This window comes from Brevundimonas sp. (assembly GCF_036963785.1).
In the GTDB taxonomy this organism is placed as follows: domain Bacteria; phylum Pseudomonadota; class Alphaproteobacteria; order Caulobacterales; family Caulobacteraceae; genus Brevundimonas.
On record NZ_JBALUS010000004.1, the window covers coordinates 354815 to 367907 of the forward strand.

Annotated in this window: 8 protein-coding genes; 1 reads left to right on the plus strand and 7 read right to left on the minus strand. The window is 66.9% G+C overall.

Going from position 1 to position 13093, the window contains the following annotated elements; all coding sequences use genetic code 11:
- The first annotated feature begins 61 nt into the window (after positions 1-61).
- On the plus strand, positions 62-7831 hold the full coding sequence (locus V7672_RS11630) for an Ig-like domain-containing protein (RefSeq protein ID WP_335624751.1): 7770 nt from the start codon (positions 62-64) through the stop codon (positions 7829-7831).
- A gap of 171 nt (positions 7832-8002) precedes the next feature.
- On the opposite strand, the gene V7672_RS11635 is transcribed toward V7672_RS11630, so the two are convergent.
- From V7672_RS11635 to V7672_RS11665, 7 genes are all read right to left on the minus strand, one after another.
- Positions 8003-8458, minus strand: a complete 456-nt coding sequence (locus V7672_RS11635; protein WP_335624752.1) for a DUF411 domain-containing protein — start codon at positions 8456-8458, stop codon at positions 8003-8005.
- Positions 8458-8886, minus strand: a complete 429-nt coding sequence (locus V7672_RS11640) for a copper resistance protein CopC (protein ID WP_335624753.1) — start codon at positions 8884-8886, stop codon at positions 8458-8460. Before V7672_RS11640 ends, V7672_RS11635 begins: the two co-directional genes overlap by 1 nt.
- Positions 8887-8897: 11 nt before the next feature.
- Complete coding sequence (locus V7672_RS11645; RefSeq protein WP_442889339.1) at positions 8898-9698, minus strand: copper resistance protein B; 801 nt, start codon at positions 9696-9698, stop codon at positions 8898-8900.
- A 182-nt stretch (positions 9699-9880) separates the two neighbouring features.
- Positions 9881-11668, minus strand: a complete 1788-nt coding sequence (locus tag V7672_RS11650; protein WP_335624755.1) for a copper resistance system multicopper oxidase — start codon at positions 11666-11668, stop codon at positions 9881-9883.
- An 80-nt stretch (positions 11669-11748) separates the two neighbouring features.
- Complete coding sequence (locus V7672_RS11655; RefSeq protein ID WP_335624756.1) at positions 11749-12306, minus strand: RNA polymerase sigma factor; 558 nt, start codon at positions 12304-12306, stop codon at positions 11749-11751.
- Between the two features lie 7 nt (positions 12307-12313).
- Positions 12314-12751, minus strand: a complete 438-nt coding sequence (locus V7672_RS11660) for a Spy/CpxP family protein refolding chaperone (RefSeq protein WP_335624757.1) — start codon at positions 12749-12751, stop codon at positions 12314-12316.
- Positions 12748-13023 (minus strand): hypothetical protein, encoded by a 276-nt coding sequence (locus V7672_RS11665; protein ID WP_335624758.1) that lies wholly within the window; start codon positions 13021-13023, stop codon positions 12748-12750. The genes V7672_RS11660 and V7672_RS11665 overlap by 4 nt, the downstream gene beginning before the upstream one ends.
- Between the last annotated feature and the right edge of the window lie 70 nt (positions 13024-13093).

Genomic DNA, 13093 nt, shown 5'->3' on the forward strand with positions numbered 1-13093 from the left:
TCGAGGTGACCGCTCCTGCCTGTTCGGTACCGCAAATCGTGATCGCAAGGGACTGCAAGCCATGGCTGCCAACGGAAAATCGGGCAACGACACCATCACCGGCACGGCCGGCAACGACCATCTGAACGGAGGGGCGCGCGACGACCTGATCCACGGGCGGGGTGGCAATGACCGGATCGGTGGCGGCGCCGGCAATGACGTGCTGGACGGCGGTGCGGGCAACGACACGGTGAGCGGCGACTCGGGCAATGATCTGCTGATCTACGACCTGAGCGAGAACGTCGGGTCGACGGACGTTTACGACGGCGGGTCGCACATCGACACACTGCAACTGGTCATGACGCGCGCCGAGTGGCAGAGCCCGGCCGTGCAGGCGGACATTGCGCGGTACCTGGCCTTTCTTGACGAGGTGACCCACCCGGTCAACGGCCAGGCCAACAACAAGAACTTCACCTTCTCCTTCGGCCTGATCGCGTCGAAGTTCGAGAACATCCGCATCATCGTGGATGGAGTGGAGATGGACCCGCGCGACGAGGCGGTGACGCTGGTCGATGACGTCATGACGGCCGGCGAGGACACGGCCTCGGTGTCGGTCGACGTGCTGGCCAATGACAGTGTCCCGGACCTGATCGCCACCCTGACCAACACCCAGCCGGAACATGGCACCGTCAGCCTGGTCCGCACCAGCGGCGCGCCGGCATCGGCCGATACGGCCAGCTTCACCTACACTCCGGATGCATCGCACTGGCAGTATCTGGCGGTCGGCGAGACGGCGACGGACACCTTTACCTATACCGTCACCGACTCGGACGGCGACGTCCGGACCGCCACCGTCACCGTGACCATCACGGGCTCGAACGATGCGCCGGTGCTCGAGGCCGTCGTCTCGGAGGGCGCTGTGACGGAGGATTCGGTATCGTCCGTGACCGGCGTGATCGATTTCTCGGACGCAGACCTCTCTGACGGCCACACGGTCACCAGCGAGGCCGGCGACGATGGCTATCTGGGCACCTTCTCGGCAAGCATGGTGGACGACGGCGCCGGTGACGGCGCCGGTTCGGTGACCTGGAATTTCGACGTCGACCCGGCTGCAATCCAGTTCCTGGCCGCCGGCGAGACCCTGACCCAGACCTATGTCGTCACCATCAGTGACGGGAACGGTGGCGCGGTCAGCCAGACGGTCACGGTGACGATCACGGGCACCAATGACGCGCCGGTTGTTACGGCAGCGGATGCGAGCGGAGGCGTGACCGAAACCAGCCCTGTGGTGGCACCGCAGGCCGAGACGACGCCGGTACTGGCCGAGGCCGAAAGCAACGACACCTTCGCGACGGCGCAGGTGATTGATCGCGGACTGTTCCGCATCGCCCCCAACGCAAACCTTGGCGACGCTTCGGATCCGTCCCTGTCGATCGAGGGATCGGTCGCAGCCCCGGGCGCCCAGGATGTGTTCCGCATCGACCTCGCGGCTGGCGAACTGCTGACCCTCGACATCGATTTCGCAGCCGGCTTCGGCGAGGGCCAGTTTCCGGGCTATCCCGCAGGCTTCGGGCTCGACTCGTTCGTGTTCATCTACGACGCCGCCGGCAATCTGATGAACTTCAATGACGACGCGCCGGTGGGCGCGGGCGGCTCCGGATCGCTGGCGTCGCAGGACTCCTTCCTGCAGTTCGTCTCGGAGACGGGCGGCGCCTTCTACGTCGTCGTCAGAAACTGGGACGGCGGCGGCGCCCAGTCGTCCGGCCCCTATACCCTGCAGATGAGCATCGACAGCCAGAACCTGCAGCTGACCGACAGTGGCACGATTTCCTTCGCGGACGTGGACCTTGCGGACGATCACGAGGTGAGCGTTACGGCTGGGGGTGAGGGATATCTGGGCACCCTTGTGGCCTCGGTTTCCGACCCTTCGACGGGCGACGGCACGGGCGCCATTGGCTGGACCTTCTCGGTGGCCAACGCTGCCGTTCAGTTCCTTGCCGCGGGCGAGACCCGCACCCAGACCTATACGGTCAGCGTGGATGACGGCGAGGGCGGCATCGCGACCCAGGACGTCACCATCACCCTGACCGGCGAGAACGACGGCCCGGTGATCACTTCGGCCTTCTCGCTCGGCCAGGTTGTCGAGGGCGTGACCGACAGCGTTTCGGGCACCATCACCTTTGACGATGTGGATCTCATCGACGGACACCAGGTCAGCGCCGAGGCCGAAGGTGAGGGCTACCTCGGATCCTTCACGGCGGTGATCACCGACAGCGCCACCGGCGACGGCCCGGGTGAAATCACCTGGACCTTCTCTGCCCCGGACTCGGAGCTGGCCTACCTGGCCGAAGGCCAGTCCCTGCTGCAGCGCTACGTCATCACCCTTGATGACGGCAATGGCGGCACCACCCAGCAGCTGGTCAATGTCACCATCGTCGGGACCAATGACGCGCCGGTTATCACGGCGGCTGTGACCGAAGGCGTCGTGACCGAGGATGCGGTGCTCTCGACGTCCGGAACCTTCGCGTTCGCCGATGTCGACCTTCTGGACAGCCACACCGTGGCGAGCGCCGCCGCTGCGGCCGGCTATCTCGGAGACTTCAGCGTCTCGCTGACCGATGACTCCTCCGGAGACGGTGCCGGCTCCCTTGCCTGGCAGTTTTCCGTCGACAACGCCGCGATCCAGACCCTGGCCGCAGGCGAGACCCTGACCCAGAGCTATGTCGTGAGCGTCGATGACGGCAACGGCGGGGTCGTCAGCGAGACTGTGACCGTGGTGATCCGCGGGACCAATGACGCGCCTGTCGTGGAGGGCGTGACTGCGGACGCCATGGAGGACGGCGCTCCTGTTACGGCGGCCTTCTCGGCCGATGATGTGGACAGCGATGACGACGCCGGAAGCCTGTCCTACACCATTACGTCAAACCCGGCCGAAGGCAGTGTCGTCAACAACGGCAACGGCACCTTCTCCTTCGATCCCGGCGCCGACTTCCAGAACCTCGCCTCGGGCGAGACCCGCGAGATCACCTTCGGCTACGAGGCGACGGATGCGCACGGCGCCTCTACGCCGGGTTCGGTGACGATCACGGTGACCGGAACCAACGATGCGCCTGTAACCAGTGACGTCGAAATGGGTGGAACGTCTGTCGGTGCCGGCTTCCCGCTCGTGTTCGGCGGCTACTACAACTACTATTACTATTCAGACGAGAATAACGGCCAGGTCATTTTCTCGCTGGTCGATAGCAATAATGACGGGGTTCCGGACGCGCCGGGCTCGAATGCCGATCTGGAATACGGTACGGACAACTACAGCTACTCCGGGAATTACGGGCTTGCTGTCGGGGACATCGACGGCGACGGCGACGTGGATGTCGTTGTGGCCAGTGACCTGGGCATCAGCGCCTTCACCAACGTCGGGGATACGGACGGCGACGGGGTTGCCAACTTCACCCGCACCGTGATCGCGTCGGGCTTCAATGGATATGATGTGGCGCTCGCGGACCTGGACGGAGACGGGCGACTGGACGTCGTGACCTCGTCGTACAACGGCCTGGTGCAGCTGCTGAACACGGGCGATTCCAATGGCGATGGCCTGATCAACGACTTCAGCCAGACCAGCCTGTACACCAGTGGCCAGCAGTATTCGTACGGCCTGACCACGGCAGACATGAACGGCGACGGTCGCGTGGACGTGCTGGTCGCCAGCTATTACGGCGTCTCGGAACTGTTCCTGAACCAGGGCGACACGGATGGCGACGGCGCCATCAACTATCTGGTCCAGCCGCTCACCGCGAGTGTCTACAACTACGCAGACATGGGCATTGATACCGGCGACGTCGACGGAGACGGCGATCTCGACTTTGTGCTCTCGCGCTGGAACGGCCTGAACGAGGTCGTCTACATCAACGACGGCGACACCGACGGCGACGGCGACATCGAATTCCGTACGTTCGAGATCGGGACCGGCGGCACCACCATGGAGAGCGAGCTGATCGATATCGACGGCGACGGCGACCTGGACGTGGTCACTTCCGACGCGAGCTACGGTGACGTCAGGATCGCGTACAACAACGGTGACGCCGACGGCGACGGACTGGTCGATTTCACCGTCCGGAGCGCGCTCGGCGGCAGCGGCACCTACAGCTACGGTCTGGCGGTCGGTGACGTGGACGGTGACGGCGACCTGGATATCGTGCTGCCGTCGCTCAACAACGGTTCTGCGACCTATCTGCAGAACCTCGGGGACACCGATGGTGACGGCTATCTGAACTTCGCGTCCGTGACGCTGACCGGCGTCGACATGTCGTGGGACGCGGAATTCACGCCGAACGGCGGCAGCGGTGGCGGTTCGGGGGCCTATGAAGACGGTCCCGCCGTGACCGGATCCTTCGTCGGCGACGACGTCGACAGCGATGATGACGCCACCAGCCTGACCTACACCATCACCTCGGCGCCTTCGGAAGGCAGTGTCATCAACAACGGCGACGGCACGTTCAGCTTCTCTCCGGGTGATGACTTCCAGGATCTGGCCCAGGGCGAGTCCCGCTCGGTGACCTTCACCTATACCGCCACCGACGCCCATGGCGCCGTGTCCGAGCCCAGCACGGTGACCGTGCGGGTCGCCGGCGCCAACGATGCGCCCGTCGCGACGGTCGACTCCATCGTCGGGGCCGAGGACACGTCGGTCATCATCGACGTTCTGGCGAACGACACGGATGTCGATGGCGAGACGCTGGCGGTCACCCATGTCAACGGCGTCAACATCGCCGTGGACGGGACGGTATCCCTGGGTGGCGGTGCGAGTGTGCGTCTCAACGCGGACGGCACCCTCACCTATACGCCGGGCGCGAACGCGAATGGCCTGCAGTCGTTCTCCTATACCGTCAGCGACGGCGTTGGCGGGGCGACGACGGCCACGGTCGAGGTCGACCTCACTCCGACCAATGACGCCCCGGTCAGCCAGCCCGACACCGCGTCCACCGATGAGGACACGGCCCTTGTTTTGACGGCTGAAAGCCTGACGGCGAATGACGTCGACCTCGACGGCGACACCCTGGAGATCTCCTCGGTCTCGACCGTGTCGGCGCGCGGCGCCTCCGTATCGATCAACGCCGCCGGCGACGTCGTGTACGACCCCGGCTCGTCGACCGAACTCCAGGCGCTGAGCCGTGGCCAGCAGCTGACCGACACCTTCACCTATGTGGTGACCGACGCCGGCGGGGCGACCTCAACCACGACGGTCACCATCACCGTCGATGGACAGCTCGAGGCTCCGACGGCCAATCCTGACAGCGTCACGGTCTCCCAGAACGGCGAGGCTTCGGGCAATGTTGTGCTCAATGATGTCGTCACCGGCTCAACCGGCGACAGCGGCAATGTGCTGGTCAACGGCAGCTTCGAGGACGGCCACCAGGTCGGCCCGGGTGGTATCGACTATCCCGGCAGCCTGCCGGGCTGGACGTCCGTCCAGGGCTCGTTCGAGGTCTGGGGCACCGGCTTCCTCGGCAACATCGCAAGCGACGGCATCGCCTTCCTCGAACTGGACAACGGCGGTGGCCGGGACGCCTACAGCAGCAATCTGACCACGGATGTCGGCCGCGAATATACGCTGGCGTTCGACCTGGCGCAGCGCAACGGCACCTCGTCCGTCAGCAACCAGGTCGAGTTCTTCGTCAACGGTGTCTCGCTGGGTGTGTTCACGCCGCCCTCGACGACCTTCTCCACCTTCACCGTGACCTTCATCGGCAGTGGCTCGGACATCATCACCTTCCAGGAACCGGCCGGTGCCAACGACGGAGTCGGCGGTCTCATCGACAATCTGCGGATCGCCGCGGATGCCGATGTGTTCATCACGGCGGTGGACGGCGATGCCGGACTCGTGGGCCAGGAAGTCGACGGCTCGAACGGCGGCGAGTTCATCCTCCAGTCCGACGGCAGCTACACCTTCAGTGCCGACGATGACTTCGATCATCTCGGGGCCGGGGAGTCGGCGACGACCTCTGTGACCTATACGGTCACCGACGACGGCGGATCCTCGACGACGACCCTGTCGGTCACTGTTGAGGGCGAGAATGACGGCCCCGTGGCCGCCGCAGACACGGTCGCCGCGACCGAGGACCAGTCCGTCACCTTCGACGTCCGGTCCAACGACAGCGACGTGGATGGCGATACTCTGACGGTCACGCATATCGACGGCCAGGCCATTTCGGCCGGCGCCTCAGTGGCCCTCACCGCCGGCGGCACCCTGACGCTGAATGCGAACGGGACACTGACCTACACGCCCGTCGCCAATGCCAGTGGGCCGGTCGACTTCGCCTATACCGTCGCCGACGGGAACGGCGGCGTGGCCAGTGCCTCGACCACGATCAACGTCGCCGGTGTGGCGGATGCGCCGGTTCTCGCCGTCGGTTCGTCGACGGTCCTGAGCCCGACCGTTGGATCGGCGATCCAGACGACGATCACGCTCAATGCCGGGGACACGGTGTCGTTTGACTGGGACTTCGTCGCGCACGACTACATGCCGTTCAACGACTTCGCCTTCGCCTCGGTGAACGGCGCGGCCTATATGCTCGGCTCGGTCCAGGTCGTCGGCGACTATGGCACGACGGGCTGGAACACCTTCACCTTCACCGCCACCGAGGCGGGCGAATACAGCTTTGGTGTGGGCGTCTCGAATGTGAACGACAGTTCGCTGAATTCGCACCTGCTGGTCGATAACCTGCAGGTCAATGGCAGCACGATCTCGAGCTTCGAAGGCGGCTTCGCCGGCTGGACAACGCTCGGCAGCGTCGGGGTGCAATCAGCCCATGACGGGGTCGCGCCGACCGACGGTGGCCAGATGGCCTATCTCGACTCGGCCTCCCAGAGCGCTGCGGCCCTCGAAGCCTTCCTCGGCCTCGTCCCCGGGCGTCTGGCCCGGATCGCCGAAGCCGCCGGACAGCAGGGGGAGGAGGTGACCGTGCCGATTTCCATGACCTTGGGAGCCGGTGAGGCTGCGGAGGATTCCTATGTGATCATCACGGGCTTCCCCGCAGGTTCGACCTTCAACTCCGGCGAGGCTGACGCGGCGAGCGGTGGATGGAAGGTTCCTGCCAGCGGACTGGGCGGCAACCTGCTCATCGATACTCCGGACAGCTTCTCGGGCTCGTTCACCCTGACGGTGGTCGCGACGACCTTCATCGATGAAACAGGGTCTTCGGCCAGTACGGCGCCGCAGACCATCACGGTGACGATCGACCCGGCTCCGGCGGCCATCGTGCCCCTGGGTGCCCCGCTGGCCATGGCATCCAAGCCCGTGACCGATGCTCAGGTGCTGCCCGATACGGGTGGAGAGGGCGACGTCAAGGAGTCCGGTCCGCAAGTCCTGCCGGGCGTCGAGGCCGGCGATGACAAGGGTGATGACGCACAGGTCCTGCCGTCCGAGCCGGATGCATTCGCCGCCAAGGATGCGGGTGCTCAGGTCCTGCCTGGAGCGGGTGAGGACATCGCATTCAAGGACGCGGGACCGCAGGTCCTTCCCCAGCTGGATGACGATGCCTTCCTGCCCATGCTCCCGGTCGAGTCGGGACGTGAGTGGTCGGGGCTGATGCTGCGGGTCGAGGGTGCCGATCCGGCCTACGCGGCGTCGCCTGTCGACGCGGATGACTTCCTGCCGATGGTTTGGGAAGGCATGGGACCGCAGGTCCTGCCGACCGAAGCCCTGCCGTATGGGGACGCCCTGCTTGATCCGGCGTCTTCCGGCGTGGGCCTGAGGGACCTCCTGGCAAGCTGGTCGTCGGACCTGCCGAACCCGATGGGCCTGGATGCCGACGAGACCTGGTATCAACTGCCGTCGGGTGACGGGTTCCTGTAACCCGAACCTCGGTGGACCAACTGCGGGGGCGGCCGGACACACCGGCCGCCCCTTGCCGTTTCCAGCGAACCTAGGACCATGCCGCGGGGGCCGTCAGTCGCCGGGCGGTTCGCGAATGTGCTCCGGATCGGGCCCAGGGACGACCGCATCCAGGGGGAGGCGGCCTGAGGCTCAGGCTCCGTTGTGGCGGCCGAAGACGGCGGCCTGACCCCTGCGGTCAATCAGCAGGGTGACGTAGGGCTGGCGGCCCGCCGCCTCCATGCCGGGCGATCCGGCGGGCATTCCCGGTGCGGCGAGGGCCACGGCCTGCGGCCGCTCCCTCAGCAGACGGGCGACGTCGGAGGCCGGAACATGGCCCTCGATGGCATAGGCGCCGACGACGGCGGTATGGCAGCCGGCATAGCGATCCGGCACCCCCTGACGCGCGCGGATCGGAGCGAGGTCTTCGCGTTCGATGACTTCCACGGTCCAGCCCGCCTCGCGCATATGCGCCACCCAGCCGTCGCAGCAACCGCACCAGGGCGTCTTGTAGGCCGTCATCCGACGGTCCTGGGCGACCGCAGGACCGGTCGAGGCCAGCGCCACGGCGCCGGCCAGAAGCGTGCGACGGTTCAGCCGGGCCCGCATCAGTGGACCATGAAACGGACGACGCCCGTCATCTCATGGCCGTCCGCGCCCTCGGCCGTCCAGTTCAGCACATAGTTGCCGGGGGCCAGGGTCGGCAGATCGGCCGAGACGCGCGTCGTCGCGGCGGCGGCCGCCACGGGAACCGTTATGGCAGGCCGGCCATCAGCGCTCACGGTGACGGACGTGAGCGTCATGGCATGCGGGAAGGTGGCGGTGAACCAGTCCGGCGACCCGTCGGTCATCGCCCCATCTGCCGGAGTTGTGACCATACCGTGCGCGGCGTGGTCGGGGTCGGCACCATGGGCGTCGTGGCCGGCGTGTGCATTCGCGGGATCCTGCTTGCAGCAGCAGCAAGCCTCAGCAGCCTGGGCGAATGCGGGAACTGCCAGGGCCAGGGTCATGGCGACGGCCGGGATGATCTTGCGCATGGGTATTCTCCTTAGAACCAGGCCTTGAGGCCAATGACGATACGGGTGTGCTCGGGCTCGCCGCCCGCCGCGCGGGTGAAGTCGGCGGTGCCGCCGAGGTCGCGACTCCATTCGACGCCGACATAGGGCGCGAACTCCTTGGCGATCTCATAGCGCAGGCGCAGGCCGGCCTCGACGTGGGTCAGGCCAGAGCCCAGTCCCAGGTCAGGGATGTCGGACGCGGAAGCCTCGACCTCGATGCGCGGCTGGAGGATCAGGCGCTGGGTGATGCGCTGGTCATACTCGGCCTCGACCCGTGCGGTCAGGTCGCCCTCGGTCGACAGGAAGGTGGCGGCGTCGACCTCCCACCAGTAGGGGGCCAGGCCCTGGACGCCGAGCACGAGGTGGGTCGGATTCTCGCCGCCCTCGCCAAAGTCCTGTCGCACGCCGGCCTGCACATCCCAGAAGGGCGAGACGGCGCGGCTGTAGAGCGCCTGGACCTCGCCCTCGATCTCGCCGTCGAAGTCGCCCTCGGCCTCGGACTTCCACCAGAAGCGGTTGATGTCGCCGCCGGTCCAGCCTGCGACGTCCCAGGTCCAGCTCTCGTGGCCGTCGTCGAAGCCGACCTCGAGCCGGTCGATGATGACGGCGGTGGCGCGCACATCGCCGTTCTCGCGCCTCAGGAGGTCGCGGGCGCCGGCCATCCGATCCGCCCCCCAGATGGCGTCGGCCGCATGGGCAGGGCCGGACAGGGCGGCGGGCGGTTGGCGCGGGCGTCCCGCATCATCCGCGCTGGTCGGTACGTCAGGCGGGCCCGCGGCCTGTCCGCTCATGTCATGTCCCGCGTGTGGGTCGACGGGTTGCGGGGTCGGGCTCATGTCATGCCCGGCATGCGGGTCGGCCGTCGGCGGGACGGTCGCGGGCGTCCGGGCCGTTGGCGGGTGATGCTCATGATCCTGGGCTGTCGCAGCCCCCGCCACGAGCCACAGCGGTACCATACAGATCAGGAGCCGGATCATGACGCGGCTCCGTCCAGCGGGCGGACGGTGACGACGTTGAACATCCCCGCATGCATGTGCATCAGCATATGGCAGTGGAAGGCCCAGTCCCCCGGGGCGTCGGCCGTCAGGTCAAAGGTCACCTTGGACCCCGGCGCGACATTGACCGTGTGCTTGAGCGGCTGATGCCCGGCAGGGCCGCCCGTCACCAGCTCGAAGAAGTGGCCGTGCAGGTGGATGGGGTGGGCCATCATGGTGTCGTTGACCAGGGTGACCCGCACCCGCTCGTTGCGCTCGAAGCGGATCGGCTCGACGATCTCGGAGAATTTGCGCCCGTCGAAGCCCCACATGAAGCGTTCCATATTGCCGGTCAGGTGGATTTCCAGCGCGCGCGAGGGCGGTCTCTGGTCCCTGTTGGGGGCCAGGGAGACGAGGTCGGTATAGACCAGCACCCGGTGCGGCGCGTCCTCCAGCCCCATGGGACGCTCGCCCAGGCGATTGGCCGGGTCGGGCGAGATCATGTCGACCCCGACGCCGACGGCCATGTCGGCGGGTGCATTGTCCGGGTTGCGCATGTCGTGATCCATGGAGCCATGGTCCATCGCAGCGGCGGCAGGCTCGCCGTGGCCCATCGCGGCATGATCCGTTCCGTGGCCCATGGCCGAATGGTCCATCCCCGCCATTCCGCCCATGCCCATGTCGCGCATGGTCAGGGTCGGCACCTCGCGCAGCGGCGGGACCTCGGCCGTCATGCCCATGCGGGGCGCCAGCGTCGCGCGGGCCATGCCGGAGCGGTCGACGGACTCGGCGACCAGGGTATAGGCGCGGTCCTCGGTCGGACGGACGACGACGTCATAGGTCTCGGCCACCGAGATCTGGAACTCGTCGGTCTCGACGGGGCGCACATTCTCGCCGTCGGCATTGACCACGGTCATGGCCAGACCCGGGATGCGCACATTGAAGATCGACATGGCCGAGGCGTTGATCACCCGCAGCCGCACCCGCTCGCCGGGCCGGAACAGGCCGGTCCAGTTCTCGGCCGGACCATGGCCGTTGACCAGATAGGTGTAGGTCGTGCCGTTGACGTCGGCGATGTCGCGCGGGTCCATCCGCATCTGGCCCCACATGCGGCGCTCTTCCAGCGACAGGCCGTCCTCGCCGGACACGAGGCCCGAGAGGGTGGTGCGCGACTGGTTGAAATAGCCGGGGCTCTTCTTCAGTCGGTCCAGGATTTCGTGCGGGTGCAGGAAGCTCCAGTCGGACAGGACGATGACGTGCTCGCGGTCGTAGGCGACCGGATCGGCCCCCGCAGGATCGATGATCAGCGGCCCGTAGTGGCCCATGGCCTCCTGAAGATTGGAGTGGCTGTGGTACCAGAAGGTGCCCGACTGGATGACCGGGAACTCGTACTGGAAGGTCTCGCCCGGCCGGATGCCGGGGAAGCTGACGCCCGGCACGCCGTCCATGTGGAAGGGCAGCAGGACGCCGTGCCAGTGGATCGATGTGTCCTCGTCCAGGGTGTTGGTCACGGACAGGCGGGCGGTCTGGCCTTCGCGCAGCCGGATCAGCGGGGCCGGCAGGGTGCCGTTGACGGTAATGGCATGGCCGGCCTGACCGCCGACCGTGAAGGGAGAATGGCCGACGGTCAGCCGCACGTTCGGGCCGTCGAGAGTGGGCAGGTCTGCCCTTAATCCCGCTGACCCGCTCCGGGCCCATGCCGGCATCAGCCCCTGGGCGGCAAAAAGCCCCGCGCCGCCTGCGAAGCCGCGCAGCAGGGCGCGACGGTCAGTTTGAATCGATCTCATGCGTCTGTCTGGGCCCATCTGTCTGATGAAGCCTTACGCCAGAACCGCGCCTGCCCCTCGCGACGGCTGGTCGCAGGGGCTCATTCAGATGGGCCGACGCGCTCCAGCAAGGCTTTCCGGGCGCGCGCGATCCTCAGTTCGACCGCCTTGGACGACAGCCCCAGTATCCGGCCGATCTCGGCATGAGACCGGCTTTCCAGAACCGCGAGCAGCAGCGGCGCGCGCTGACCGTCGGGCAGTTCGTTCAAGGCGCGGTTCAGGCGCTCCACCCGCCGCCGGTCATCCATCCGGTCCTCGATGCCCGGCGTCGGGTCGCCCACCGTCATGGCCTCCGGGGCGTCGAGCCCCATGACGCCCCTCACCAACCGGCGCACGCGGCGACGACGGCTCCAGTCCCGGCACTTGTTGAGGGCAATGGTGCGCAGCCAGGCTGCGAACGGCCGATCGGGGTCATATCGACGGATCGACAACCAGGCGGCGGCATAGGTTTCCTGGGTCAGATCCAGAGCCTCGTCCGGGTCGCCGACATAGCGGCTGACGAACCGGTACAGCTCCCCCTTCGTCGCCGTCATCAGGCGCGAAAACGCCGCCCGGTCTCCGAGGGCGGCCTGGCCTTCGTCGGTGTCGCCAGCCCCCACGCCCGTGTCAGTCGGCGTCGGCGCGCAGGGTCTCGACCACGGCACGGTCGAACTCCTCCGCCTGCCGGGGCGTCAGCACAGCTCGCATTTCGAAGACATGACGGATCGTCGCCATCTGGAGGTCACCCATGGCGGTGTGGAAGTGATCGACGGCGGCCTGCACCTCGGGCGTGTCTCCCTGACTGGCAGCAATCGCGGCCGACAGTTCGGCATTGGCCTGCCGAACCTCCGCTTCCAGGGGCGCGCGCCGCTCGGCAAACGCGGCTTCGATCTCGTCCAGGCGTCGATCCTGTTCCGGGCTCAGATCCAGTCTTTGGTGAACGAGGTGGTGGAGGTCCGCAGGTCGGTCCTGCCGCGCCTGCACGGTCATCGCACCCCAGGCCGCGGCCGCGCCTACGGCGGCCGCCAGCACCGCTGTGACCAGTGTGGACTTCAGCCCGCTCATCCGAGGGTGCTCCGCACACCCAGGGGTGTTGCGGCCATGCGGGGGCTGAAGATCGACAGTTCACTGTGACCGGTTTCGACGGTCGGCGCGGTCATGCCACCGGCCACGCTGCCGATGACCGCCGCGACACCGAGCGCCGCGACCCGCAGCGATCGCTCACGCGTCCTGTTTTGCGCCTGTTCCACGCGACGCCAGACGTCGTCCTCCAGACCGTCCAGGGAGGCGGCTTTCGAAGGCGTGTCCCGCGCAATCAAGGTATCCAGTTCGGCCATGCCGATTGTCTCCATGGGTTCCGCACATCTACGCACGGTCCTTGCCCGTCCCTCGCAAGAGGGTGCTGGC